Here is a 26,466-nt window from a genome sequence, read left to right on the forward strand (position 1 = left end):
TTCTTCGTGTTGTTTATAGCATTACTTTTTATTCCACACCCGACAAGCCATCAACACGACACATTAAGAACATTGCTAAGTATCGCTGCCGCAGGAGTAATAACAACCTTCCCCGGATTTATTGAGTTCACATATACAAATAAAGCTGGATATTCCATAACTGCTTTTGGTTCAATAGCAATTTTCCTTGTTGTATACCTGATTAACCCTGCAAAGCTTAGAGAAAAGATCGAAAAATAATAAATCTGATGCGCACAATGACGTTATGCTAAAGAGGCCGCTGCGGGATTCGATTTTCGCAGCGGCCTTTTCAACATAACGAGTCGTACATTATGCGCACCAACGTTGATTCAGGGCGAATCCAGCATTCCGTGGCCGTCATTGGGTTTTCCCTTGGCTACTGATAGCTGTTGTAAAATCATTTACGAGTTTGTACATAACGCTACCCACTGAGCTACCTGGTTGATAGTCTTGATTACACAGAGTAATCAGCGCTGATGGAGAAAACATGTCGATAACCGAAGCAAAGTTGCTGGCATCTGGATTTACATCCTCGGACCTTCAGAAGTTGCGTAAGTACATAACAAAAGATGCCCTTTCTCTGGATATGGTGATATCTGACTTGTCCAGACGTTTTAACGCAGCGTTGTTATTGACCATATTGCTTGCTGCTGTTTACCTCATAGTTCTTATCATCGCGTCCAGAGAAAATGTAGTATCCACGGGCGTTGCGATGTTGATCGCTTTGTTCATCATTTGGTTTTTTCAGCCGCCGTTTCTTTCCTATAAGGCATGGAAAATTAAAAAGAAATACCGTTAACACGGCCGCTGTCTTTAGAATCTCTTATCTCAGTTTGCTGACGTAGCCATCATCACTCATCTTTCATAAATATGGCATATGCTTAGCGGATCCTTCTCTTAGCAGAATTCAAAACAGGTTCAGATACTCATGAACAGCAATCTGCCTCCGGTCGACGACGAACCGGGCGTTCCACCTCCGCATGTCAGTTTCCGTGAAGCCTTTTTATTCTGGCTGAAGCTGGGATTCATCAGCTTTGGCGGGCCGGCTGGGCAAATTTCGATAATGCATCAGGAGCTGGTTGAAAACCGACGCTGGATATCCGAACAGCGCTTTTTGCATGCACTGAATTACTGTATGGTGCTTCCGGGCCCGGAGGCGCAACAACTGGCGACCTATATTGGCTGGCTGATGCACCGCACCTGGGGCGGCGTGGTTGCCGGGACACTGTTTGTGCTCCCTTCCCTTTTTATCCTTATTGCCCTGTCGTGGATTTACGTGGCGTATGGCCATTTGTCTGTCGTTGCCGGTCTCTTTTACGGCATAAAACCGGCAATTACGGCGATTGTTGTGCAGGCTGCGCACCGTATCGGTTCGCGGGCGCTGCGTAACCGCACGCAGTGGGCAATCGCTGCCGCCGCGTTTGTCGCCATTTTCGCCCTCAATGTCCCTTTTCCCGTTATTGTCCTGTCAGCCGCAATGATGGGTTATGTGGGTGGGCGCCTTTTCCCCGACCATTTTGGTCAGGGTAACGCCCATGACGCCAGCCGAAAATCCTACGGTGCTGCCATTATTGATGACCATACGCCAGCGGCTCCGCATACAGTTTTCAAATGGTCACGCTTGACCCTGATTATCATTGCCGGTGTTTTTTTATGGGCAACGCCAATGGCGATGCTCTATCTAAGCTTTGGCTGGATGCACCCGTTTACCCAGATGGGCTGGTTCTTTACCAAGGCGGCGCTGCTGACCTTTGGGGGTGCCTATGCGGTACTGCCTTATATCTACCAGGGCGCGGTTGGTCATTATCAGTGGCTCACGCCAACGCAGATGATTGATGGTCTGGCTCTGGGCGAAACCACGCCGGGGCCGCTTATCATGGTTGTGGCATTTGTGGGATTTGTTGGTGGCTATGTGAATATGGCGTATGGCCCGGATCAGCTTTTCCTGGCGGGCGCTGTTGCGGCCGTGCTGGCGACCTGGTTTACGTTTCTGCCATCGTTTCTGTTTATCCTCGCCGGTGGGCCTTTTATTGAAACGACGCACAACAATATTAATTTCACCGCGCCACTCACGGCAATTACCGCAGCGGTGGTTGGCGTGATCCTGAATCTGGCACTCTTTTTTGGCTACCACGTGCTCTGGCCACAGGGATTTGACGGCAAAATGGACTGGATAGCGGCGGTCATTGCTTTTGCTGCCGCCATCGCACTATTCCGGTTCAAATATAGAGTCACACACGTAATTGCCGCATGTGCGGTAATCGGATTGATTTTACATCTTTTCCTCAGAACATAGAGCAAGGCCCCGAATAACCGGGGCCAGACAGCCATTCTAACCTTCACGTTTAAAGAAAGTTGAAGCACGTCTGATATACTTCAGTTTTTTTAAAAACCGCACTAAATAAATGGAAATTGAACTGGATAAAAGTTTTAAAGAACGCGTTTTGCATGCGGTTCTTTTCGAAGTGACGGCCAATGTCATCATTGCGCTGTCACTTGCGTGGTTGATGAACGTGTCGGTGCTTCAGTCGGGTTCGTTGTCCGTGATATCTGCACTTGCCGCCACGGCATGGAATTTTGTGTTTAATAAATTCTTTGACGCCTTGCAGAAAAAATATGCGTTTCAACGAACATTTCTCGTGCGTGCAATCCATGCTGTCTGCTTTGAAACAGGACTTATCATCACATTAATCCCTGTCGCGATGGTAATGCTGAATTTAACAGTCACTGAGGCATTTTTTGTCGAGATCGGTCTGGTACTGTTTTTTCTGCCATACACGATGCTCTTCAACTGGCTTTATGACTACCTGCGTTGGACATTTGTTGGTCGGAAACGGTCCGCCATCTAGATCTATACTCTTTATTTCTGCATCTTATTGAGGAAAGAAGATGTTCGATCATGTGAAATTCGGCGTCAGTGATTACGAAAGAAGCAAAACCTTTTTCATCAAGGCGCTTCAGCCGCTTGGTATTAAGATCGTTGATGAAGGCACACCCGAATATGGGGTTGAAATGAGTTCCGGCAACGTGTCACTTTGCCTGTTCCAGACGCGCGACAAACCGGCCCCTCTGCACCTGGCGTTTGTGGCAGAAACACGCCAGCAGGTAGATGATTTTTACCAGGCTGCCTTGCAAGCGGGCGCCCGTGATAACGGTGCCCCAGGCTTGCGGCCCTACAGCAAAAACTACTATGCCGCCTTTGTCATTGCGCCTGACGGCCATAATATCGAGGCGGTCTGTCATGCACCGGACTGATTCATGATGGATTTTGTGCGGGTTTCTCTGCCGGTGCTGCGAACCAGTTTTCTTCCGCGACGACGACCGCACCTTCCGGCTGCATCACGAAGTTTGGTGACATAATCTGCACGTTGAACTCGTTGAAGACGTCCTGAATGTTACTGTGGAGCTCATTGCGGGCTTCGGCAAGTGACTGTCCGGGCTGCAATTTTACCTGCAGCTCATAGGCAATGTACCAGTCCATCAGCCCCAGCTGACGCACCAGGGGCTGCTGCGAAGGGTCAACACATTTCGACCGTCTCGCCGCCATCTCCAGCATGGCATGAACCTGTCGCCACGGCGTGTCATAGCCAATCGTCACGCCAATCGTCAGGTTCACGCCACCGTCAGGATTCTGTACGCTCAGATTGGTGATTTTTCCGCTCACCACCACCGCATTGGGTACGGTCACAACATAGTTCTCGCGGGTGATGATCTTGGTCGCCAGCATGCCTATCTCCGTGACCAGCCCTTCGTTATCCGCCACCCGTATAACGTCTCCTTTCCTCAACGCTCGTGAGTAGATCAGTACCAGTCCGCTCATCGCATGGTTCATCACGCCTGCCGAACCCAGGGTAAGCATCAGGCCAAAGAAGACGCTAATGCCTTTAAACGCCAGCGAATTCGCTCCCGGTAAAAACGGATAGGCCGCAGAGAGGGCAAATAACCACACCACGACAGAAATCAGTTTACGCGTAGCTCCCACGGTTTCAGGATGAATGCCCGGCAGCTGCAGGCGCCCTGCTTCCACCTGATTTAACAACACCTTCAGGAGCTTCAGAATAAAGGCGGTAATCACAAAGATGATCAGGACAATCATAATTCCCGGCATGGCCGAGACAATCGACAGCGCAATATCCCGCAGCACGTGCATGGTCCAGTCGCCTAACGATGCACCCCAGACGCGTGTCCAGGGGAACAAGCTGAACGCCCAACTCAGCCAGAGATACAATCCGAGAATACCCAGTAAAATCATCAGCAAAGCATACAAACGAGCCTCAATTGCGCCGACAAACTTACGCCAGCTCTGCGGGATGACGCTGCGGTTTTCAAGAATGCGGCGACGGCAGACATTGCGAACCCAGCGCCACGACCGCCACGCCCCGTACCAGAAAAGAGACAGAACCAGCAGCCCGACGACCGTTTTCCCGGCGGAGAGCGCCAGCCAGGCGGTGTCATATTGATCGCGAAGCGCCGTACGTTGCGCCTCCATCCGCGCCAGCACGCGCTGAGCGGCCTGGTCGAGAGTCAAATCGTCCCCCTCATCCAGGTCCGCCTGCGTAAGCAATAAAACAGGCTTATTGTTCATGACAATCAGCCTTCCCTGCTGGTTGTAACGGGTGACGGGAACAATTTTCAGCGGCTCACGTACGTCCTGCTGCGTGAAATTGCGCAGGGTATGGCGAATACGTAACACGCGTTCTTCAGGCGTCGTGAGACCAAATTTGGCCTGCAACATCACAATCGGTTGATGAAAAATATAAACGGTTCGGGCCCGCTCCTGCTCAGTAGGCTCCTGGCGTGGCTCGGCTGCGACGCCAGTAAATGAGATGACCGAGAGCACGCAGGATAATAATGCGAGCAGGACCTTATTCATTTCCACCCCCTGAAACGCAACTTATTGTTATTTTTCAATTGCCCCAGAGAATGGCGAGTCTCTGCATGTTGAGCATAGACCAGCGTCACGCTTATGCAACATCACCATTATGCATGATACTGCTTGTATTTGCACGATAGTGCCTATTAAGATACTTTTCAGAGCTGAAAACCGATACTTCAATTATTAACGTGCAAATTCATGCACCATCACGCAACGAGGTATGTATGACACAACAGTTGATTTTAATCGCGGGCCCCTGGCGCAGCGGGACTGATGGCGACCAGGCCAAAATGAATGAAAACCTTGCCCGTCTGGAAAACGCAGCATTAGCCGTATATCAGCGTGGCCACGTTCCGGTGATTGGTGAATGGCTTGCGCTACCGCTGGCAAAGGCCGCTGGTTCAACGTCAATTGGGGATGAAATCAGTGAAGCGATGCTCTATCCCGTTGCACACCGGCTTATTGGGAAATGCGACGCGATTTATCGTATTGCCGGTGCGTCTAAGGGAGCTGATATGGATATCGAGGTTGCCCGTAAGCTCGGGCTGAACGTTTACACCTCATTAGAAAGCATCCCTCAGGCCTGAGGACGCGCCTGAACCTGCCTGCTGATCACAGGCAGGTTCAAGGGTTATTCTGGATCTGAGGTCGTCACCACGGAGACGCCCTTCTCCCTTACCGCGCTAATCCAGGCGCGATCGGTATCATCTTCCACGACAATCGTATTGGCCAGCGATAGTTCGCCAATCACAAACGATGACGCGGTGTTAATTTTTTCTGGCGATGCCAGGACCACTGTCTCGGCGGCCCTGCAGGAAAATGCACGTTTGATGCACGCCTCTTCGAAATCGCCGGTAGTAAGCCCCGCTTCTGGATGGATGCCGGTAACCCCCATGAAGAACAGATCCGCATGGATATTGTCGATGCCTTCAATGGCCGCTGCGCCTACCGTCACGATGGAGTGTTTGTACAGACGTCCTCCGATCAGGATCACTTCAATCGAAGGATGCTCGACGAGCCCAAGGGCGATGCTCGGGCTGTGTGTGACCACGGTAATGCGTAAATCCGCCGGTAAAAACGCGATCAGTTCCGATGTGGTGGTGCCGCCGTCGACAATCACCACCTGCCCAGGGGAAATGAGCTTTGCGCCTTTGCGGGCCACATTTTTTTTCGCGTCCATCTTCACCGATTTACGCTCGGCAAACGGCACAGTGGCCGACGAGGCCGGCAGCGCACCGCCATGGACACGCTGCAAACGCCCTTCCGCCGCCAGTTCGCGGAGATCACGACGAATGGTGTCTTCTGACACCGCGAAATGTGCGCTGAGCGCTTTAGACTGGACCTGGCCTTCAGCGGCAAGCTTCTCGAGGATTAATTGTTTTCGCTGACTGGTGAGCATTGTGGATTCCTGATATTGCACGTTTTATCTTGAATGTGCATGATAATGCTGTTTATGACGATCACTCTACGTAAGGAGCAGCAAACGTGCAATCGAAACGTGCAGATGTGCGCATCATTGAAAATGAAACCCTGTCGGATAACTGGTACATTCTGAAAAAGTACACCTTTGAGCTGCAGCGACGCGACGGTGAATGGCAGCGGCAAAGCCGCGAAGTGTATGACCGGGGAAACGGGGCCACGATACTGCTCTATAACCGTGATAAAAGAACGGTGATCCTGACGCGCCAGTTCCGTTTTCCGGTCTTTATCAATGGCCATGAGGACGACCTTATCGAGGCCGCTGCCGGGCTGCTGGATAACATGGATCCCGAAAGCCGCATCAAGGCGGAAGCGGAAGAAGAGACCGGATATCGTGTCTCCCGTGTTGAGAAAGTCTTTGAAGCCTACATGAGCCCAGGCTCCGTCACGGAAAAACTCTATTTTTATATCGCAGAGTATCAGCCGCAGGATCGGGCCAGCGCAGGCGGCGGCATCAAGTCAGAGGGAGAAGATATCGACGTGCTGGAAATGCCGCTGGATGAGGCCTTGCGCGGTATTGATACCGGCAGGATTGTCGACGGCAAAACGATTATGCTGCTTTACCATATCGCGCTGAAAGGCGTTCTGTAGTCACTGCGTCGGTCGAGACCTGCCCCAGTGCGGGTCTCTGCCTGTGCTATTCTTGCTGATGAATTCAACACGGAGAGGCAAAAATGGCCGACTGGAACCCTTCGCTTTATCTGCAATACGGTGCCGAACGCACGCGCCCTGCTGCTGAACTGCTCGCCAGAATTCCACTGGATGAGGTGTCCACCATCGTTGATTTAGGCTGCGGACCGGGAAACAGCACCGCGCTGTTGAAGCATCGCTGGCCTTCCGCCCACATCACCGGTGTCGATAACTCACCGGCGATGCTCGAAGAGGCGCGCCAGGCGTTGCCCGATTGCCACTTTGTTGAGGCCGATATTCGCCAGTACAAGCCAGGCCAGCCGCTGAGCCTGCTTTATGCGAATGCCTCGCTACAGTGGATCCCTGACCATTACGAGCTCCTGCCGCATCTGGTTTCGCTGCTGAAGCTAAACGGCGTGCTGGCGATCCAGATGCCTGATAACTGGCTTGAACCGACACACGTCTCGATGCGCGAAGTGGCTGTTGAACAAGGTTATCCGAATCGAGGCCGTGAACCTCTGCCCGGTGTCCATGCGTATTACGATATTCTGACGGAGGCAGGCTGCGACGTGGATATCTGGCGCACAACCTATTTCCATAAAATGGGGTCGCATCAGGCGATTATTGACTGGGTCAGCGCCACGGGGCTGCGTCCGTGGTTACAGGAGTTGAATGAAAGCGAGCAGAAGCAGTTCCTGAAACGCTACCATGAACTGCTGGAAGAGCAGTATCCGCTTCAGGAAAACGGGCAGATACTGCTGGCATTTCCACGCTTGTTTATAGTTGCTCAACGTCAGCCGTAAGTCGGCTCAGGAGCGAGCCTCTTTCAGCAACTGCTGAATGACTTTTTCCTGCTGTTCGTAATTGCCCTCGCCAAAGGAGGTGTAGCGCAGTTGCCCTTTGGCATCGAAATAGTAGTGTGCGGGCCAGTACTGATTCCCGAAGGCGTTCCAGATCTTATAGTTATTATCCGTGACCACCCGATACGGGAGCTGCCATTTCGTCACCGCTTTTTGTACCGAGGCGAGCGGTTTTTCCCACGGGTATTCCGGCGTATGCACACCTATCACCACCAGACCTTGCGCCTGGTACTTTTGGGCCCAGTCGCGAACGTGCGGGAGCGTATGCTGACAGTTGATGCAGTCCCACGTCCAGAAATCAATCAATACTACCTTCCCCCGCAGAGAGTCAGACGTGACAGGGTCACCATTTACCCATCCTGTTCCGCCGCTTAAGGAGGGTAACTGGCTGCTGGGTTCGGTCATCACCACTGGCTGAAGCTTCACCGGTGCCGTTGCGGGTTTCGCCAGCGTCAGGAGCGAATTCTCCAGACGGTCTGCGACCCCGTTAGCGCCTTTCAGAACGGACGTCATCCCGGTGGCGTTAAACGCAACGGTCGCTAACATGGCCACGCCCGCCCCCTTGCGTAACCTTTCCATCAATGCCGATCTGGCACGCAGGGGTGCCATCAGCGCGCGACCACCGATAACCAGCAGCCCCAGCATCAGCGCGCATCCGCTGCCGTAAGCGGCCAGCAGTGCCCCCGTGGCAATGGCGGAGTGACCGGCAATATTCAGGCTGAAGATGGCACCCAGAATCGGTCCGGCGCACGGCGACCAGAGCAACCCGACGGCAAGCCCGGCCAGAAATGCGGAGAGAGTACCGCGCGTCTGTCCGCTGCGTGTGTTGAGGAGATTACCTGCGCTGACGGCCGGTCCGGCAATACGCTGGGCGAATGTCGGGAAGATGAGTGCCAGCGCGGCTATTGCCAGTACAACCAGTGCGACCCAGCGCCCTGCTATCGTCGCCTGGGCGATCCAGTTGCTGGCAGCGGTAGCAACCAGTGCCACGAGGGTGAACATTACAATCATCCCCGCGAGCAACGCCAGAATATACCGTCGTTGCCTCTGGAACCCGGCAAACAGCAGTGGAATAACCGGGAGTGTGCATGGGCTGAGCAGGCTTATCATTCCGCCCAGAAAAGCGATTATCAGAAACATAGTGACCTCACATTACAGATGCCCTGCGAAGCTGCAGTGAGGTTATTTCACCGTGTTGATATGTTCAGGATGTGTGCAAATCAGCGCGAATTGTCTGTGCGCGTATCATGAAGGCTGTCCGATACAAAACCGTACAATTACCCGCGCGGCAGCGTAATCGAAACGTCCAGCCCACCCTCGGCGTGGTTCGCCAGATGCAATTTCCCGCCTAACTGCGCAGTCAACTGGGCGGCGATCGCCAGCCCTAATCCGGTGCCCCCGGTGTCGCGGTTTCGTGAGGTTTCCACCCGATAAAACGGCTGCAATACCGCCTCCAGTTCGGCGTCCGGTATCCCCGGTCCGCCATCGCGAATGGCGATCGTGACATGATGGGCATCTGAATGAATCGTAATGACGGCGTAGTCGCCAAATTTCAGCGCATTATCCAGCAGATTGGTCATCACCCGGCGTAGCGCCTGCGGACGCGTGACCACGGGCAGACGGGCATCGGTTGCCTGAAGCTGCACGTTTTTCCCGATGTCCTGGTAATCGCTGGCGATGCTGTTTATCCAGGCATTCAACTCCAGCTTGAGCGAGGTCTCTTCCAGAGATTCTGATGACCGGGCATACGCTATTCCTTCCCGCACCAGGCGCGTCATATTGTCCAGGTCGTTGAGCAACTTGTCCCGTAGCTCCGGCTGGTCCGCCATTTCGACGCGCAACTTCATGCGCGTTATCGGGGTCTGAAGGTCGTGCGATACGGAGGCCAGGATCTGCGCGCGCTCGCGCAGGTAAGACTGGATACGCGCCTGCATCGCATTAAAGGCGTGCGCGGCCCGTTGCACCTCGACCGGCCCTGTCTCGGTCATTGGCGAGCTCGCTGACGGGTCGAGGGAATCCACCGCCCGGGTAAACTGAGAAAAGGGTCGAATAACCTGACGCACGGCAATCCATGAGCAGAACGCCAGAAGCAGCAGCTGCAACACAAGCACTACAGGCAGCCAGCTGGCGACCGGAGGCATTCGGGGGATAAGGTCAATGGTCAGCGGCGAACCATCGCTCAGCGTAAGGTGGGCCTGAATATGGGAAACCGGCCCCGGCACGGCAGTAAACGTCAGTGGCCAGGTTGCCGACAGCGCCTCTGTCAGGGTGCGGATGGCATCCTGCGAGCGTTTGTCATGCGGTGCGGGCCCCGGTTCACCGGTGCCCAGAATGTAACGATAGTTCCCCCGCGCCAGTCGTTCCAGCCAGGCTGGACGCTCCCCCGCGGGAAGCCGGTCGAGGATGGCCACACTGGTGGAAACGTCATATTCCAGGTTGCCGAGCATCACCGTGCGGGCGCTGCGCATCCGCTCAAGCATGACCAGCGTGAGGCTGAGCGCGTTGGCCAGCAGGAGCCCCAGCATCACGATGATCAGCAGTCGCGTCAGTAACGAGCGTGGCCAGAGCCTCATTCATTGGCCTCTTTGATGATCACCGGCATGGTAAAAACGTACCCTTCGCTGCGAACGGTCTTGATGTAGGCCGGCGTGCGGGCATCTTCATTCAGTCGCTGACGAACCCGACTGACAAGAAGATCAATCGAGCGCTCAAAGAGTTCAGCATCTCGCCCCTGGGTCAGGTTAAGCAACTGATCGCGGCTCAGCACACGCTGAGGATGGTCTAGGAACACGCGCAGAAGTCGGTATTCCGCCCCGCTGAGTGCCACAATCATCCCCTCGCTGTCGATCAGGTGACGAGCAACGGTGTCCAGTTGCCAGTCGCCGAACATCACCAGGCGCCCGGCCTCGGTCACCTGCAGATTGGGTGGCATGGTACGAAAACGGCGCAAAATGGCTTTGATACGCGCCAGCAGTTCGCGCGCAACAAAGGGCTTCACGACATAGTCATCGGCCCCCATTTCCAGCCCCAGGATCCGGTCTGTCTCTTCGTTGCGCGCGGTCAGCATCAGGATCGGCAGATCTTTATGTTTACCGCTGCGCAGTCCCCGGCAGAGCGTTAATCCGTCATCGCCTGGCATCATCACGTCCAGCACCACCAGATCGACATGCTGTTTATCTAGCACGGCCCGCATCTCTTTGCCGTTCGCCGCGCCAGACGCGCGATAGCCCGACTTGACGAGATAGTCGACAATCAATTCACGAATATCCCTGTCGTCATCGACGACAAGGATATGATCAATATGCTCCACCGGGATCTCCTGACTGAGGGGTAACGTATTGAAAATAGCACATATCACAGCTTATCCGCGTCGATAACCGCCTTGACGAAATCCTGCGGATCTTCCTGCGGCGGGTTGTGCCCCACGGTGGCCCCAAAGGTGCGGTGTTCATATTTACCGGTGAATTTACCGGCATAGGCTTGCGGCGCAGGATGTGGCGCCCCGTTGTTGCCGCCTTCGATGGTGATTGTCGGAACGGTGATATTTGGCAATGTCGCCAGTTTTTGCTCGTAGCTGTCGTATTTACGCTCGCCTTTTTCGAGGCCTAAACGCCAGCGATAGTTGCTGAGCGTAACCGCGACGTGATCGGGGTTATCCAGGGATTTTGCGCTGGCGTTAAAGGTCGCATCGGAAAACTTCCAGTCTGGTGAGGCCTGAGACCAGATCAGACGGGCGAAGTCATGGGTATTTTTGGCATAGCCTGCGGCACCGCGTTCTGTTGCGAAATAGAACTGATACCACCACTGCTGCTCTGCTTTTGGCGGCAGCGGCTGTTTACCAATCTGCTGGCTGCTGATGAGATAGCCACTTACCGAAACAAGGGATTTGACGCGTTCAGGCCAAAGCGCCGCGACAATGTCCGCCGTACGGGCGCCCCAGTCGTATCCCGCAAAAACAGCCTGCTTAATGTTGAGGGCATCCATCAGGTTAACGATATCTTTCGCCATGGCCGAAGGCTGGCCGTTACGCGGCGTGCTTGCTGACAGGAAGCGCGTGGTGCCGTAGCCGCGCAGCGAAGGCACAATGACCCGGTAGCCTTTTGCCGCCAGCGCGGGTGCGACTTCGGCATAGCTGTGAATATCGTAGGGCCAGCCGTGTAACAGAATCACCGGCTGTCCCTCTTTTGGTCCGATATCGACATAGCCGATATTCAGATCGCCAGCGTTAATTTGCTGAGGGTGATCGAAGGCTGCGGCAACATCTTTGCCGGTGACTTCGGCCTGACAGGACATAACGGTGCCAAGAGAAACGGTTAACGCCAGGGTTGAATACGCGAGTTTGCTGAACATGTTGGTATCTCCGGTTAAGAACAGTTGACGGGGATATAACAACACGCGTTTGTATAGCGGATATGTGCGAAAGGGGGTTTATTGCAATCCTGTGTATGTATCCGGTACGCAGATACAGTGTGATACAAACACAGGTGATTCAGGCTTACAGCGAGAGGCGGTAGCGTACGTAATCGTCAGCTTTACCGTATTTGTCATAGAGTTTACGCGCCGGGTTGTTCTCCCGGGTCACCCAATACAGTTTCGACCACCCTTCGCGCTTGCCTTCGGCTATCAGGGCATCAATGAGCGCCTTCCCGGCCCCCACACCGCGTTCGGTGGCATCGACAAACAGATCTTCCAGGTAGCAAACCGGGGCCGTTGACCATGTGCCTTCGTGGAGAATGCACATCGCGAAACCAATGATCTTTTCGTCTTTCTCTACCACGCGGCAGAAAATCGGTGAATGCGCTGAGAGCGCCCTTTCCCATGTCGATGCGGTAACCGATTCATCAAGAAAGCAGTCATAAAAATGGGTATACCCGTCCCACAGCGGTCGCCATTGGGAGTAATCGTCTGCGTGTAAAGGTCTTACGATAACTGTCATGTTTTTCTCACTTTACGGCGCTATAAACTGCTGACAAAGTGCATGGTGTATGTTTCGCCCGGCGGCGCTACGCTTGCACGGGCCTACAATGAATTGGGAAGTGTAGGCCGGGTAAGCGCAGCGCCACCCGGCAAGAAATCAGCAACCTCAAGCGCCCTTTAGACCGCTCTTTACAAAATACCAGAACGCAAACAAAATCATAACGCTTAAATATGGAGATCTGCGGATGACGATACCGACGCTCACGACAGAACGCTTGCTGCTAAAACCGCTGGTTGCCGAAGATGCCGTTCAAATACAAAAGCGCTATCCGCGCTGGGAGATCGTCCGCTATCTGGTCTCTTCCGTGCCCTGGCCCTACCCGGATAACGGCGCGGAGAACTATGTCAACAACGTGGCGCTGCCGGATATGGCGAAAGGGATTGCCTGGTTCTGGAGCATCCGCCGTCGTGAAGCGCCGGACGAACTGATGGGGGTTATCTGCCTGTACGATGTGGAAGATAACAACCGCGGGTTTTGGCTGGCGCCGGAGTTTCAGGGAAAGGGATATATGCGCGAAGCCAGCATTGCGGCAACGGATTACTGGTTTAACACGCTGAACAAACCCGTATTGCGCGCGCCGAAGGCGGCCGCCAATAGCCGCTCCCGTCGTATTTCAAACAGTAGCGGCATGCGGCTTATCAGAACGGAAAAGAAAGCGTACGTCAGCGGTATGCTCGATTCTGAGCTGTGGGAAATCACCCGGGACGAGTGGAACGCCCGTCAGGTCAGCTGATAATACTTATCCGGCATCAGCCTTTCCGGAATGTTCTCTTCATCGTTCATCTGCAGCAGATCGCGTTCCATCATGTTGCAGATTGCGTCCAGCGGCAGGTCGTTGTCTTCGGTACCAAACGGATCTTCCAGCTCTTCTGCCAGCGTATCCAGCGAAATGAAGGTATACGAAATCAGCGCAGAGACAAACGGCGTCATGTAGTGCAGGTCAACGACCAGCGCGAACGGCAGCATGATGCAGAACAGATAGACCGTACGGTGCAGGATAAGCGTATAAGCAAACGGCACGGGCGTGGTGGCGATGCGCTCGCAGCCTGACAGGACAATCGACATATCGTTGAGACGGTTGTTCAGGCTGTGGAACAGAATATCGGAGAGGTCTCCGTTACGGCGTCTGACGGCCAGCCATTCACCCATGATCAGCAGAATACGGTTCGCCGGGGAATTGGCGGCCATGACGTTGCGTAAATCCTCCGCCGCCAGATAGCGCGCCAGTTGCCCTTCCCCCTTTTCACGACGCAGGGTCATGCGCAGACAATGGGCAAAGGCGATCTGCAGGCGGACGAACTCACCCAGATGTTTATCATCCGGCAAGGTGTTTTTAACCTCGCGAAATAACGAGCGTGCCGCTATCATCAGTTGCCCCCACAACTGGCGCGCCTCAACGTAGCGCGAATAGCAGGCGTTGTTTCTGAACCCCAGAAAGATAGCGATGGCCACACCCAGGATGCTGAACGGTGCAACGGTAAATTTAATGCCCAGCGAGGTATACCACGGCAGCATCAGAATAACGGCGATGGATAGCAGGAAGTTAAGTAACAACCGGGTATAGATTTTAGGAAGTACCGAACCGTGCCAGACGAAAATCAGTTGTAGCCAGTGCTGTTTGGGACGAACAATCATAGTCAGCTTCAGGAAAGGAAAGAGCCGCGTTATTAAACGTGATCCCTGTCACGGTTGCAAGCTTGTTAATAAGAGATTGCATTTTATCACCTGATAAGCAATAAACCGCACGGTGCTAGAGTCTGCTTTACATAAACGAGTCCATAGTATGTTGTAACTAATAAAGTATAAAATACCCGGCCGAAGCCGGATATGGTTTAACAAAGCGGTTTTACTGCGGCCCGCATCCCCTGTTGCAGAATCGCGTCGAGATCGCGCGAAACCTGACCGACAAGACCCTCTACCTGAGTTAAATCCTGCTCCCAGTGCTCAGTAACGCTTAAAACGGAGGCGACCAGCTCGCGGGTGGTGATCTGTTTATCGTGATGCTGCGCCCACAGCTGTTGGTAACGAGCAAGCCAGTGCGCGTCATCCTGCACCGGATAGTTCTCCCCGTTACGCTCTGCACGGTAGAACGCGATCAGTGCGGCCAGCGCGAACGTCAGGCGAGCGGGCAACGTGCCAGATGCCTTCACCCCCGCCAACAGCTGCGGCAGAATGCGCGTGCGATACTTGGTCATGCCGTTAAGGGCAATCGACAGCAGCTGATGCTTGATATACGGATTGCGGAAACGACCCGTAACGGCGCTGGCGAAAGACGCCAGTTCATCACGCGGCAAATCCAGGACCGGAATGATTTCCTCATAGATCGCTTTTTCGATGAATGCGCATATGTCGGCATCATTCATCGCCTCGCCCACCGTATCCAGCCCCGCCTGGAACGCCACCGGCACCAGCGCTGTGTGCGCGCCGTTGAGAATCGCCACTTTGCGCTCCTTGTACGGCTTAATGTCATCCACAATCCGCACGTTTAGCGGGAATTTGTCCAGACGCAATTCGCTGGCCAGGGATTCAGGCCCCTGAATAACAAACAGGTAGAAATGTTCAGCGGTATCCAGGAACGCATCGTGATAGCCAAGCCCGGCTTCCAGCGTCGCCGCTTCGTCGCGCGGATACCCCGTTACAATGCGGTCAACTAACGTGGAGCAGAAGCTGTTATGCGCATTCAACCACTGAATAAATTCCGCTGGCAGTGCCCATGCCTGTGCATAGCGCAGCACCAGTTCGCGCAGCGCTTCGCCGTTATAGTCTATTAGCTCGCACGGAATGATGATCCAGCCTTTGTCCGCGGCGCCGTTAAAATGGCTGAAGCGCTCAAACAGCAGCCGCGTCAGCTTCGCTGGATAGCTCACCGCTGGCGCATCTTCGAAACGATCGCCCGCGTGCCAGCTAATCCCCGCCTCGGTGGTGTTGGAGAAGACAAAACGCATCTCCGGATTGTGCGCCAGTTTCAGAAATTCATCGTACTGGCTGTAGACGCTGATCTCTCGATTCACCGAGCGGATAAGACGCGCTTCGCTGACCGCCTCGCCCTGCTCATTCAGACCACGAATGATCGTGGTATACAGGCCATCCTGAGTGCTTAATGACGGCGGGAAGTCGCTTTGAATTGGGCGTACGACCACGACGCCGGCATCGAGATCGGTATGTTCGTTTAACAGGTCGATTTGCCAGTCGACAAACGCACGCAGGAAATTGCCCTCGCCAAACTGAATGATTCGTTCGGGGTAGAGAGCACCGGGGAAATCACGACGGTTAAGTGTGTTCACAATGGGGTCCTTTTATGATTAGTCGTACAACCTGATTAAATTGGTATGATAACTTACCAAAGGTTTTCGACCAGAACCCCGCTTTTGATCAATTCATCACGTCATTGAGGGAAATAATCACAAGAACTTATAGAAGACCGATGTGGCAGTCATCGCGCCATCCGGCATTAGCGCATAACGCGGGATCTCCCCCACTTTTTGCCAGCCAGCACGCTGGTAGAAGGTCTCCGCTCCGCTGCCGGTTGAGGTATCCAGCACCAGCACCGAGATGTCTCTTGCTCTGGCCTGCACTTCCAGTTCCTCCATTAGCGCCATCGCGGCACCTTTACGACGCGCTTTTTCATGCACTAGCAGCTTTGCCACATCGGCACGATGCGGCTGGTTTTCCGGCTGATCGGTAATGAGCTGCACGGTGCCAATCATGCCATCCTGAGAATCGATGCAGGCCAGCACAACGCGTTCGTTACGCCCTACGCTACCGGCAATATCCTGCCAGAAAGCACGAGCTTTATCGGTACTGAATGGCAACATAAAACTGATGGAAGCGCCGCCCCTGACACAGTTTTCAAGGATATCGGCCAGCGCATCGAGGTGGGTGAGAATATCGTCCCGGGTGAGGGTTTTGATCTGCAGTGAGGTATTCATGGGTTTTCCTTACGTTGAATACGCTCACTGTGCATTTAACATTTACGTAACGCAATCACATCAGACATAGGCTTTTGTTATGTCATGTTGCGCGCCTGCGCTGCTGCTTCATGGCATACATTTTTTCATCCGCGTCTTTCATCCACTGCTGCAGATCGTTGCCGTTATGATCGAACTCGCTCAGCCCCCAGGAAAAATGGAGTGACCAGGGATGCAGCCTGCGCGCATTGTACTGTTCAACCTGCTCGGCCAGATACTGCATGGCAATCCAGGCCCCCTGCTCGTCGGTATCGGCAAACAGCACGGCAAACTCATCGCCGCCAAAGCGAACCAGCAAATCCGCTTCACGGAAAGAGGTGCGCATCAGTTCCGCCATCACTTTCAGCGCGTTGTCGCCCTCTTCATGTCCGTAGCGATCGTTAATCTCTTTGAAGCGATCCAGATCCAGCCAGCCCAGAGTTAACGGCTCCGCCCGGCGTCTGGCTACGGAGAGCGTGAACCGGAGCAGCTGGTTAAAGCCCCGACGGTTAAACAGACCGGTTAATTCATCGGTTGTCGCCGCGCTGACGGCAGCAAACTCGTCTTCCGCCAGTGCGCTCAGATCGCCCAGCACGGCAAGATCGGCTGCGGAAAATTCACGAGGAGAATAATCAATCAGGCACAGCGATCCCACGCTCGCCCCGTCACGTAAACGCAGTGGAAAACCGGCATAGAACCTTACGCCGGGCTCACCGGCCACCAGCGGATTATCGGCAAATCGATCGTCCTGACGCATATCGGCAACCACCAGCGGCGCTTCGCTGAGGATCGTATGGCCGCAAAACGAGATATTACGCGGAACGGTGTCAGGCGCCTGACCATCGGCCGACTTCACAATCAGCGAGTGTTCATCAATAAGATTGACCATCGCCAGGGGAACCTGGAAGAAGCGTTTTGCCAGACGTGTCAGTCGGTCAAACGCCGGGGAACTGTCGATCTCAAGCAGGCCTGACTCGCGCAGCGAGTTCAGACGTTCCATTTCATTTGCTGGGGTTGCAGGTGTTTTCATAACGTCTCCTGACGCAAAGCGTTACTCAAAGCGTAGCCTAAACAGAGACATTGTCAGTGCGCGAATATTCTGTTCTTACCGTCCCGCTTGGCGCGGTACAGGGCGTTGTCCGCGGCCTGTAGCCAGTCGGTTACGCTTATCATTTCTTGCGTGGCACAGGCGATACCGATGCTGAGCGTGCAATGCACCGTCTCCTGAGCCACCTCCTTTTTCATTGCAGCCGCATCCATAATGCGTCTGGCGACAACTTGCGCCTCTTCAAGGGTGGTATCCGGCAGCAAAACCACAAATTCATCGCCGCCAAGGCGTGCGGGGGTATCGTTCGGGCGTGTCGACAAATGCAGTATTTGCGAGACGGCCGCCAGCAATGCATCCCCAACCTTATGACCAAAACGATCGTTAACGTCTTTAAAATTGTCGATATCGATGAACATCAGGGCCGATTCCCGGCACGTCTGGCGCAGTTTATTCAGTTCGTGGTCAATCCGCTTTTCGAGCAGCCGTCGGTTCGCGATATCCAGTAGCGGATCCATCATCGCGATCCGCTCAAGCTCCCGGCTCTTGATCCGCAGGCGCAGCGCAATGCTGTCCGTTAATATGCTCAGTGCCAGCAGATAAATTGCAATCAGCGGCAGCGTGGCAAACATGGTGCGCTGCGAAACGTACATATCCACCGCCATTCCCTGCGTCAGCCAGGTCACCAGAAAAACGCCCACCATGGTGATGGCCGCCTTTCTCATCAGCGTAACGCCCCCTGCTGAGAGCCGATCGGTCAGCATGATGGTGGCAATGACCACCGACGGCAGCGGATTGACCGCCATCATGGCGATCCAGAATCCCCCCGCCCCGGCGTCCAGCACCAGATTCTGATGCTCAGTTACCAGCGGCATGGCCGAATTTCGCGCCCGATACCAGGCAAGCGTAAGCCAGATAAACGCGTTCAACGCCAGCAAACACATCAGCCAGATTGAACGATTCTGTTCAATCAGCACGGAGAGGATGGGAACAAAACAGAGAAACGTGCCGAGAATACGCATCAGATACATACGTTTGACAAACCGGCTTCCTGGTACACGAGGGGGTCTACTGAGTTTGTCAGCTGCATTCATTCTGCGAATTTTCCGATAGCTTTCTTGCGGTATCTTATTGACGTTAAAAATACCTAGCAAGCAATTTATCTGCTATTCGTTATGATTAATCCCCGGCAGAATGCAGGCTGCGCTCAGGTTTCACTCTCCGGGGTCGGGGTAATGGGATCGTCTGACACACGCGCACTGGTGCGATTTCTCCCCGCTTTTTTGGAACGATAGAGATGATCGTCTGCTTCGGCCATCAGCCTGTTGAATACTTCGGTCAACTGCCACGACGCCGCCTTCCCGCTCCCGAGACCAATACTCACGGTAAGATAGAGCGCTTGCTGGCGCCAGGTAAACGGATGAGCGGCAATGGTGAGTCTGATACGTTCCGCCAGCGCAAAGCCGTGCTGCGCGTCACCGGTGTTCACCACAACCGCGAACTCTTCTCCGCCCATACGCGCCACCATACCGTCGTCTCCGACAACCTGCTGAACCTCGCGGGCAAACGTGGCCAGCACGCGGTCGCCACACTCATGCCCATAGTTATCATTGATGCTTTTGAAGTAATCGATATCCAGCAGCATCACGGTCAGAAAACGTGTCTGCCGCTGCGCCTCTTCCCGCTTTAACGCCTCATAGAGCCCGGAGCGTGAATAAACGTGGGTCAGAAAATCATAATCCGCGCGCAACGACACCTGACGGATGAGCGAATTAATGGCCGCCATACTGACGGAGACCATAACCGGACAGATCGCCATGGTGGCAATCCCCAGCCGGGCGGAGAACATCATCGGGGTAGAGAGCGGCGTGCCCACGGCGATATTGATAATGGAGTTAGCGACCAGAACGATCTCCAGACCGCCGGTCAGAAACGTCAGCAGACAGGTCGCGGGCAAGGAGTAGCGGACCGCACACCAGATCAGCGCCGGCAGCGGAAAGGCAAGGCTTCCCGCCCCGCCAATCACCACCGATGCCATCACCGAAACAATCAGCGCAATGACCGGTAAAAGTTGCTCCAGACGCAGCCTGAATGCCCGCGTCGGCATACTGACCGTGAGCATGCAGGGTAAAATGAGCACGCCGGTTGAGAACTGCTCGCTGAACCAGTCGGCAAACAGCGGCCAGAAGGTATGGCTGTCGATCCCCACCGACCCGGTCGCGCCGAGCAGCGCACATAATAAGGCGGCGAACAGACAATAATTGAACAGCCGCAGCGCATTAATGGGATCGGGGGTTTTCTTCATCAACCGCTTATCACGCACCACCAGCAATGCGACAACAACGATAAAGACCATATTCGACAGGTTGATGACCACCGAGGCCATTCCCCAGTTGGTGGTGACCGCATCGTACATCAGCATGGCGACATACGACACCGCGTAGTTATGAAGGCGATTGAGATAGGTAAAACGGGCAAAGACGCCCGCCATCACGCCATTCAGCGGCCAGAACAGCGACAAGGCTTCGACCAGACGTAATTCCGCGCCGATAAAGTAGAACAAGGTGGTGAGAATAAAGATACCCGCCGCATTACGCAGTGGGGATTCAGGGCGAAAAAGCGTGAAGGCAGCGGGGTCTGAACGCATTAAATATCATTCCATATAATAACTTATGGCAACTAACTGACCCGTCACCACGCGGGGGATCTCATAGCGTGCATCTATAACACAATTACAACAGGATCAGCACCCATCAACATCAGGCGTTCATCTGCAACACCAGCCAGTGGTGGATCACGCCGACGATATAGTGCTGTTGCTGCGCGGTGAGCTGAACACCTTGCGGAATGTTGTGCCATTTCGCCAGACAGCCGCGACAGCAGGTGGCGGTCGCGTGCTGGGCAATAAACACCGGATGGCCGCGCATGGGGGTCTGTTTACCGTCGTTGACGGGGTGCGCGGGGGCAAGACGCTTCGCAATAAAGTCGGCAGCATGCTGGTCAATGGTATCGGCACCTTTGTCCCAGCAGTACTGTCGTTCTTTTGTGCCTAAGCGAAAGCGCGACCGAAAGGTCGATCGCGCCAGGCGAGAAAAAAGAGGATCCAGGTCAGACATCAGTAAACGGAACGTCCCAGGCGTTGGGTCAGTTTCTCCAGAACCGCCACACCGGCCAGTGAATTACCCGTCTCATCCAGCTCCGGGCTCCAGACAGCAATAGCCATCTCATGCGGTACAATGGCAACCACCCCACCCCCGACGCCCGACTTGGCCGGAAGACCGACGCGCCAGGCAAATTCGCCCGCGTTCTGATACATCCCGCTTGTCGCCATCAGGGCATTGACCTGACGCGCCTGCATAGGTGAAACCACCTTCTGATCGAGATGCGGTGCGTGCCCCTGGTGAGCAAGGAACAGGAAGGTCTGCGCCAGCTCCACGCAGCTCATTTTCAGCGCGCAGTAGTGGAAATAGTTTTGCAGTACGGTCGCCACATCATTATGGAAATTGCCGAACGATTTCATCAACCAGGCAATGGCGGCGTTACGCGCAGAGTGCTCGAACTCCGAACGGGCGACCACTGAATCATAAGCAATATCGTCAACGCCTGAGAGCTGGCGAACAATTTCAAGCATGCGCTGGCGTGGCGCGCTAAGACGGCTTTGCAGCATATCGCAGACCACCAGCGCCCCCGCGTTGATAAAGGGGTTACGCGGTTTACCCTGTTCAATCTCAAGCTGTAGCAGAGAGTTAAACGGCTGCCCGGAGGGATCTTTACCCACCCGTTGCCAGATCTCCTCTTCCTCGTACTGTCGCATGGCCGCAACCAGACTTAGCACTTTCGAAATAGACTGGATGGAAAAACGTTCCGTGGCGTCACCGGCCTGGTAACGCTGACCGTCTATCGTACAAATTGCAATTCCCAGCTTATTCCCGCTGACCGAGGCAAGGGCCGGAATATAGTCGGCAACCTTTCCTTTTCCAAGTAACGGACGAACCTGCGCCAGAATCTCGTCCAGCATCTCATTATGGATGACCGCAGCCACTCTCTTTGCTCCTTGCCCTCAGGCTAAAACGGGCTGCGAGTATAACAGACGCTTATGTGTTGCGTCAGGCACTGAGACGAAAACGCGAAACCGCCTGCAATAAAAGATCCGACTGTTTGTGCAGGCGCTCAGAGGCATCAGACGCGTCAGAGACAAGGCTGTCGGTTTGTCGCGACACCTGATTCAGCGCCTGAAGCTGGCGCGTCATCTGATGAATACTCTCCCCCTGACTCAGCGTGGCCGCGGAGATCTCATTCAGCAAACTGCTTAATGTTCCCACCAGCCCCGTCACCTGCTGCAGGTTATCTTCCAGACGGTTAACGGCCCGTGACCCGTCTTCGATCCCCTGAAGGGAACGGTTGATAAGCTCCTGAATGGTCTGCGTAGAATGGCTGCTCTTCCTCGCCAGCAGCCCCACTTCACGAGCGACAACGGCAAACCCGCGCCCCTGGTTTCCCGCGTGAGCCGCTTCAATTGCCGCATTCAGTGCCAGAATGTTGGTCTGAAAAGCGACGCTGTCGATCATGGCCACGATCCCCCGCATCTCTGAGGATCGGTCGACGATCGCCTGCATCGACGCATTGACGGTCGACATCATCTGATCCCCGCCCGCCGCGGCCTGGCGCGCCTCATCCGCCCGCGAGCTGGCAAGCTTCGCATAGCCCGTGTTGCCTTCTACGTGGGTTTCCAGAGTCGCGATATGCGCCGTCACGTCTTCCAGCTCTTTGGCCTGACGTGCCGACTGGTGATACAGCTTTTGATTGCCCTGCGCCAGTGCGCCAATATTTTCCACCATGGAGGTGGTCGCATCGCTGACCTGGGTCACCAGCTGCTGTAGCCCGTTCTGCATGGTGGCAATACTGTCGCTGAGCTGGGCAATTTCACGGTTAAAACGCGTCACGCCAGGAGGGGTACCGGAGAGATCGCCCGCGGCCAGCCGGTTGATATGCGCAATCAAGCGCCGCAACGGGGTAATCACCCACCGGGACATCCCGAACCAGACGGCAACCGCAATAGCGAGCAACAGAACAGGCGCAAGCAGGAACAGCGTTTGCAGACCGGAGAGCTGCGCAATCAACGACTGACGCCCTTTGAGCGCCTGCTTCTCGCTTGCTTGCTGATAGCGGGCATAGTTGTCATTAAAGTCGGTCTGAAACGCCTGCGCCGGCACGGCAAAAAACGCATCGATGGTGTTGGTTTTCACCAGCCCTTCCGCCTGCTCTTTTATCGCGCCGTAAAAAAGCTGATAGCTGTTCACCAGGGCGTCATCTTTTGGCGGATTAAGCGCCAGCCAGGCATTCCACGCCTGCTGCGAAACGGCCAGCGCCTTTTGCGCGTCGTCCATCAGGCTGTGCCAGCTGCCCTCGGAGCCGGTCTCTTTATCCTGCATAAACCAGACGCCGGAGCGGTTAAGCAGATCGCTTGCGGCCAGCAGGGAAACGCGAGCCAGATCCAGCTTGCTCTGCTGCTGGTACGCCAGCAGGTTTTGCTGCTCGTTGCGTTGCGCTTCCTTAAGGGAGGCATTGAGCAGGAACGACGAGGAGAGTTGCAGGGCGGAAAAGAGGCCGATAATACAAAAGATACCGGTCAGCAGGCCAAACTGGCGGGGGATAATGCGCTGCGCAATACGACGATAAATTTGCGTTAGGTTCATAATTTTCTTCAGTAACAAGACGTTAGACGCGTGCGAGTCTACGAAACGAAAATGACAGAACCATTGCAGAGAAATGACAGAGGCCCTCGTCGTCGGGGCCTCTGTAAGGATGGCGGTTACACTCTGTTCTTCCACACCGTCTGCACGTTACAAAACTCGTGCAAACCAAAGTGGGAAAGCTCGCGACCAAAACCACTTTTCTTCACGCCGCCAAAGGCCACGCGCGCGTCACTGGCGCTAAAGCCATTGATAAACACCCCGCCGCACTCCAGCTCGCGGGCGAATTTTCCGGCCAGCGCTTCGTTGGCGGTAAACACCGTGGCAGAGAGACCAAAGTCGCTGTCGTTGGCAAGCTGCAGGGCATGTTCCGCATCCTTCGCCACCGTAATCGCCGCAACCGGACCAAACAGCTCCTGACGGAAGGCGGTCATTGTCGGGGTGACATGGCTCAGCACGGTTGGCGCGTAATAGTTGCCCTCCCCGCTGATTTTCTCGCCGCCCAGCAGCAGCGTGGCCCCTTCCGCGAGCGTGGCCTGCACCTGCTGATGCAGTTCGTCACGCAGATCGAAACGCGCCATCGGGCCAGTATCATTCTCTTCCCGATCCGGTGCTCCCATCTTCAGCGCCGTAACCGCCGCAACAAAACGCCGGGTAAAGTCATCGGCAATACCCTCTTCGATAATAAAGCGCTTTGCCGCCGCGCAAACCTGCCCGGTGTTCTGATAACGTCCCGTGACGGCCGCGCGAACGGCCAGATCCAGATCGGCATCATTCAGCACGATAAACGGATCGGAGCCGCCCAGCTCCAGAACGCATTTTTTCAGCGCCGCTCCCGCCTGCGCCCCTATTGCCGCACCTGCACGCACGCTACCGGTGACGGTTACCGCTGCAATACGACGATCGTTGATCGCCTGGCTCACGCCATCATTGGTGGCATTCACCCAGCCAAAGACGCCTTGCGCAATACCGGCATCAGCAAAGATTTGCCCAATCAGCGCAGCAGAACCAAGGACGTTCGGTGCGTGTTTGAGCAGATAGCTGTTACCTGCCAGCAGGATCGGCACCGCACCGCGCAGTACCTGCCAGAGCGGGAAGTTCCACGGCATTACCGCAAGAATCGGCCCCAGCGGACGGTATTCAATGACCGCGTTTTGGTTTTCCACCAGCGTGGGCTCCGCACGCAGCATCGCCGGGCCATGTTCCGCATACCAGTCGCACAGACCCGCAGATTTGGCCACTTCCGCCCGCGCCTGCACAATCGGCTTGCCCATTTCCCGGGAGATCATTTGCGCCATCTCTTCCCCACGCTGGCGCAGTGCTGCCCCCAGGTCGCGCAGTTTTTGTGCCCGGTGAGAGACGCTTTCTCCTCGCCACTGGCGAAAACCGGCATCAGCAAGGGCGATTGCCTGTTCGACCTCTTCGGATGTGGCCCAGGGATAGGCGGCCAGCGTCTCGCCTGTCGCCGGGTTAACAGAGAGGGCATGCGTAGCAGATGAATAAGTCATGATGTTCTCCACGTAATATCGGTTGATTGATTGTGGCCCACTCTGCTATTTCTTAAAAATGAATAATACTAACCACCTTATTCACGAATCGAGAATGCTATGGATTTAACTCAGCTTGAAATGTTTAACGCCGTTGCCCTGACCGGCAGCATTACCCAGGCGGCGCAGAAGGTGCATCGCGTTCCGTCTAACCTCACCACCCGCATCCGCCAGCTTGAGGCCGATCTCGGCGTTGAGTTGTTTATCCGGGAGAGCCAGCGTTTGCGCTTATCTCCCGCCGGGCACAACTTTCTGCGCTACAGCAAGCAGATCCTGGCGCTGGTTGACGAGGCGCGCATGGTCGTCGCCGGTGATGAGCCGCAGGGGTTATTTGCCCTTGGCGCCCTGGAGAGCACTGCCGCCGTGCGGATCCCGGAAAGTCTGGCGGCGTTTAACCAGCGCTATCCGCGCATTCAGTTCGCGCTCTCTACCGGCCCGTCCGGAACGATGATTGACGGCGTTCTGGAAGGCAGCTTAAGCGCGGCGTTTGTCGACGGGCCACTTTCACACCCGGAGCTGGAAGGCATGCCGGTTTACCGGGAAGAGATGATGCTGGTCACCCCCACCGGACATGCGGAGGTGACGCGCGCCGCGCAGGTAAGCGGCAGCGACGTCTACGCGTTTCGCGCAAACTGTTCGTATCGACGTCATCTGGAAAGCTGGTTTCACGCAGACCGCGCCACGCCCGGGCGGATCCATGAGATGGAGTCGTATCACGGTATGCTCGCCTGCGTGATTGCAGGGGCGGGTATTGCGTTAATGCCCCGCTCAATGCTGGAGAGCATGCCGGGGCATCATCAGGTAGAGGCGTGGCCGCTGGCGGAGAACTGGCGCTGGCTGACCACCTGGCTGGTGTGGCGTCGTGGGGCGATGACCCGCCAGCTCGAAGCGTTTATAGCGCTGCTAAACGAACGTCGACAACCAGAGCCTTCTCCATAAACAGGCTCAGCGGATCGTCGACATACGGCGCAAACGCCGGACGGCGTTCATATCCGCACTGTTCATACAGGCGAATGGCGGCGTGTTGCTTGATCCCTGTTTCCAGGCGCACGGTGTGGCAGTGACGACTCAGGGCTTCATCCTCAAGGGCAGCAAGCAGCTTCTCGCCCAGATGTTGCCCGCGATGGGTCGGATCGATATAGACCCGTTTCATCTCCCCGGTACCGTCGCCATTAAGCACCACAGCGCCACATCCCACGGCCTGCAGCTGCGGGTCGCGAATGATCATCATGATAAGCGAGGCTTCAGGCAGCGCAGCCAGATCGAGCAGATGATTGCTTTCAGCGGGATAGAGTTCGCTCTGATAGCGGTCAAGCGCCGCGATCAGCTTGAGGATGTCCGGATGACGGGCAGATCCAGAGGTAATGGAATACATGGCAGGCTCCTTGCT

At 55.1% G+C, this 26,466-nt stretch carries 27 protein-coding genes and 1 pseudogene; 10 read left to right on the forward strand and 18 right to left on the reverse strand.

The window, feature by feature from the left end:
* The 5 genes and pseudogenes from M8370_RS03680 to M8370_RS03700 form a co-directional block, all read left to right on the forward strand.
* Nucleotides 1–240, forward strand: a pseudogene (locus tag M8370_RS03680) (hypothetical protein); the annotation flags it as partial.
* A 268-nt stretch (nucleotides 241–508) separates the two neighbouring features.
* On the forward strand, nucleotides 509–820 hold the full coding sequence (locus tag M8370_RS03685) for a hypothetical protein (protein ID WP_045902974.1): 312 nt from the start codon (nucleotides 509–511) through the stop codon (nucleotides 818–820).
* A gap of 129 nt (nucleotides 821–949) precedes the next feature.
* Nucleotides 950–2,317 carry a chromate efflux transporter gene (gene chrA / locus M8370_RS03690; protein ID WP_222168399.1) on the forward strand — a complete coding sequence of 456 codons (1,368 nt, stop codon included), beginning with the start codon at nucleotides 950–952 and terminating at the stop codon, nucleotides 2,315–2,317.
* A 109-nt stretch (nucleotides 2,318–2,426) separates the two neighbouring features.
* Nucleotides 2,427–2,870 (forward strand): PACE efflux transporter, encoded by a 444-nt coding sequence (locus M8370_RS03695; RefSeq protein WP_013096588.1) that lies wholly within the window; start codon nucleotides 2,427–2,429, stop codon nucleotides 2,868–2,870.
* A gap of 40 nt (nucleotides 2,871–2,910) precedes the next feature.
* Nucleotides 2,911–3,276, forward strand: a complete 366-nt coding sequence (locus tag M8370_RS03700) for a VOC family protein (protein WP_013096589.1) — start codon at nucleotides 2,911–2,913, stop codon at nucleotides 3,274–3,276.
* A 1-nt stretch (nucleotide 3,277) separates the two neighbouring features.
* On the opposite strand, the gene M8370_RS03705 is transcribed toward M8370_RS03700, so the two are convergent.
* The gene (locus M8370_RS03705; protein WP_250020499.1) at nucleotides 3,278–4,894 is read right to left on the reverse strand and encodes a mechanosensitive ion channel family protein; all 1,617 of its coding nucleotides are present in this window, start codon (nucleotides 4,892–4,894) and stop codon (nucleotides 3,278–3,280) included.
* A 227-nt stretch (nucleotides 4,895–5,121) separates the two neighbouring features.
* Here M8370_RS03705 and M8370_RS03710 point away from each other — a divergent pair, with 227 nt between their 5' ends.
* Complete coding sequence (locus tag M8370_RS03710) at nucleotides 5,122–5,484, forward strand: TIR domain-containing protein (RefSeq protein ID WP_057071905.1); 363 nt, start codon at nucleotides 5,122–5,124, stop codon at nucleotides 5,482–5,484.
* Nucleotides 5,485–5,528: 44 nt separating this feature from the next.
* Here the strand turns inward: M8370_RS03710 and M8370_RS03715 are convergent, their stop codons facing one another.
* Nucleotides 5,529–6,296 (reverse strand): DeoR/GlpR family DNA-binding transcription regulator, encoded by a 768-nt coding sequence (locus M8370_RS03715; RefSeq protein ID WP_057071904.1) that lies wholly within the window; start codon nucleotides 6,294–6,296, stop codon nucleotides 5,529–5,531.
* Between the two features lie 86 nt (nucleotides 6,297–6,382).
* Between M8370_RS03715 and M8370_RS03720 the strand changes: the two genes are divergently transcribed.
* A complete protein-coding gene (locus M8370_RS03720; protein WP_029883288.1) occupies nucleotides 6,383–6,967 on the forward strand; it encodes an NUDIX hydrolase in 585 nt (194 codons plus the stop codon).
* Between the two features lie 83 nt (nucleotides 6,968–7,050).
* Nucleotides 7,051–7,809 carry a trans-aconitate 2-methyltransferase gene (gene tam / locus M8370_RS03725; RefSeq protein WP_038980704.1) on the forward strand — a complete coding sequence of 253 codons (759 nt, stop codon included), beginning with the start codon at nucleotides 7,051–7,053 and terminating at the stop codon, nucleotides 7,807–7,809.
* A 6-nt stretch (nucleotides 7,810–7,815) separates the two neighbouring features.
* On the opposite strand, the gene M8370_RS03730 is transcribed toward tam, so the two are convergent.
* The 5 genes from M8370_RS03730 to M8370_RS03750 form a co-directional block, all read right to left on the reverse strand.
* Nucleotides 7,816–9,006 (reverse strand): cytochrome c biogenesis protein/redoxin, encoded by a 1,191-nt coding sequence (locus M8370_RS03730; protein WP_250020500.1) that lies wholly within the window; start codon nucleotides 9,004–9,006, stop codon nucleotides 7,816–7,818.
* Nucleotides 9,007–9,143: 137 nt separating this feature from the next.
* A complete protein-coding gene (locus M8370_RS03735) occupies nucleotides 9,144–10,439 on the reverse strand; it encodes a sensor histidine kinase (protein ID WP_250020501.1) in 1,296 nt (431 codons plus the stop codon).
* The gene (locus M8370_RS03740) at nucleotides 10,436–11,176 is read right to left on the reverse strand and encodes a response regulator (protein ID WP_020688639.1); all 741 of its coding nucleotides are present in this window, start codon (nucleotides 11,174–11,176) and stop codon (nucleotides 10,436–10,438) included. Before M8370_RS03740 ends, M8370_RS03735 begins: the two co-directional genes overlap by 4 nt.
* Nucleotides 11,177–11,220: 44 nt before the next feature.
* Entirely contained in the window at nucleotides 11,221–12,216 is a 996-nt protein-coding gene (locus M8370_RS03745; RefSeq protein ID WP_250020502.1) for an alpha/beta fold hydrolase, read from the reverse strand.
* Between the two features lie 145 nt (nucleotides 12,217–12,361).
* On the reverse strand, nucleotides 12,362–12,802 hold the full coding sequence (locus M8370_RS03750; protein ID WP_250020503.1) for a GNAT family N-acetyltransferase: 441 nt from the start codon (nucleotides 12,800–12,802) through the stop codon (nucleotides 12,362–12,364).
* Nucleotides 12,803–13,028: 226 nt separating this feature from the next.
* On the opposite strand from M8370_RS03750, the gene M8370_RS03755 reads away from it, so the two are divergent.
* Nucleotides 13,029–13,577 carry a GNAT family N-acetyltransferase gene (locus M8370_RS03755; RefSeq protein WP_250020504.1) on the forward strand — a complete coding sequence of 183 codons (549 nt, stop codon included), beginning with the start codon at nucleotides 13,029–13,031 and terminating at the stop codon, nucleotides 13,575–13,577.
* Here M8370_RS03755 and M8370_RS03760 read toward each other — a convergent pair.
* From M8370_RS03760 to sad, 10 genes are all read right to left on the reverse strand, one after another.
* Nucleotides 13,565–14,479 (reverse strand): bestrophin family protein, encoded by a 915-nt coding sequence (locus M8370_RS03760; protein WP_023619574.1) that lies wholly within the window; start codon nucleotides 14,477–14,479, stop codon nucleotides 13,565–13,567. The genes M8370_RS03755 and M8370_RS03760 overlap by 13 nt on opposite strands.
* A gap of 197 nt (nucleotides 14,480–14,676) precedes the next feature.
* Nucleotides 14,677–16,128 carry a tagaturonate reductase gene (locus M8370_RS03765; RefSeq protein WP_250020505.1) on the reverse strand — a complete coding sequence of 484 codons (1,452 nt, stop codon included), beginning with the start codon at nucleotides 16,126–16,128 and terminating at the stop codon, nucleotides 14,677–14,679.
* 117 nt (nucleotides 16,129–16,245) lie between these two features.
* Nucleotides 16,246–16,773: a GNAT family N-acetyltransferase gene (locus tag M8370_RS03770; RefSeq protein ID WP_250020506.1), complete on the reverse strand. Its 528-nt coding sequence runs from the start codon at nucleotides 16,771–16,773 to the stop codon at nucleotides 16,246–16,248.
* 82 nt (nucleotides 16,774–16,855) lie between these two features.
* Nucleotides 16,856–17,821, reverse strand: coding sequence for a sensor domain-containing diguanylate cyclase (locus M8370_RS03775; protein WP_250020507.1), 966 nt, complete (start codon nucleotides 17,819–17,821; stop codon nucleotides 16,856–16,858).
* Nucleotides 17,822–17,874: 53 nt separating this feature from the next.
* Nucleotides 17,875–18,867 carry a sensor domain-containing diguanylate cyclase gene (locus tag M8370_RS03780; protein WP_250020508.1) on the reverse strand — a complete coding sequence of 331 codons (993 nt, stop codon included), beginning with the start codon at nucleotides 18,865–18,867 and terminating at the stop codon, nucleotides 17,875–17,877.
* Nucleotides 18,868–19,043: 176 nt separating this feature from the next.
* Nucleotides 19,044–20,483, reverse strand: coding sequence for a GGDEF domain-containing protein (locus M8370_RS03785; RefSeq protein WP_045294050.1), 1,440 nt, complete (start codon nucleotides 20,481–20,483; stop codon nucleotides 19,044–19,046).
* A 112-nt stretch (nucleotides 20,484–20,595) separates the two neighbouring features.
* Entirely contained in the window at nucleotides 20,596–20,952 is a 357-nt protein-coding gene (locus tag M8370_RS03790) for a DUF4186 domain-containing protein (RefSeq protein WP_013096609.1), read from the reverse strand.
* Nucleotides 20,952–21,878 carry a glutaminase B gene (glsB, locus tag M8370_RS03795; RefSeq protein WP_250020509.1) on the reverse strand — a complete coding sequence of 309 codons (927 nt, stop codon included), beginning with the start codon at nucleotides 21,876–21,878 and terminating at the stop codon, nucleotides 20,952–20,954. Before glsB ends, M8370_RS03790 begins: the two co-directional genes overlap by 1 nt.
* Before the next feature lie 64 nt (nucleotides 21,879–21,942).
* A complete protein-coding gene (locus M8370_RS03800; RefSeq protein WP_250020510.1) occupies nucleotides 21,943–23,532 on the reverse strand; it encodes a methyl-accepting chemotaxis protein in 1,590 nt (529 codons plus the stop codon).
* 116 nt (nucleotides 23,533–23,648) lie between these two features.
* A complete protein-coding gene (sad, locus tag M8370_RS03805) occupies nucleotides 23,649–25,037 on the reverse strand; it encodes a succinate-semialdehyde dehydrogenase (protein ID WP_250020511.1) in 1,389 nt (462 codons plus the stop codon).
* Between the two features lie 99 nt (nucleotides 25,038–25,136).
* On the opposite strand from sad, the gene ptrR reads away from it, so the two are divergent.
* Nucleotides 25,137–26,015 (forward strand): putrescine utilization regulator PtrR, encoded by an 879-nt coding sequence (gene ptrR, locus M8370_RS03810; protein WP_250020512.1) that lies wholly within the window; start codon nucleotides 25,137–25,139, stop codon nucleotides 26,013–26,015.
* Here ptrR and M8370_RS03815 read toward each other — a convergent pair.
* Nucleotides 25,969–26,451, reverse strand: a complete 483-nt coding sequence (locus M8370_RS03815; RefSeq protein ID WP_250020513.1) for a GNAT family N-acetyltransferase — start codon at nucleotides 26,449–26,451, stop codon at nucleotides 25,969–25,971. The two genes, ptrR and M8370_RS03815, sit on opposite strands and share 47 nt — an antisense overlap.
* Between the last annotated feature and the right edge of the window lie 15 nt (nucleotides 26,452–26,466).

Source organism: Enterobacter cloacae complex sp. OE43NF (assembly GCF_023544405.1).
GTDB classification, from domain to species: domain Bacteria; phylum Pseudomonadota; class Gammaproteobacteria; order Enterobacterales; family Enterobacteriaceae; genus Enterobacter; species Enterobacter cloacae.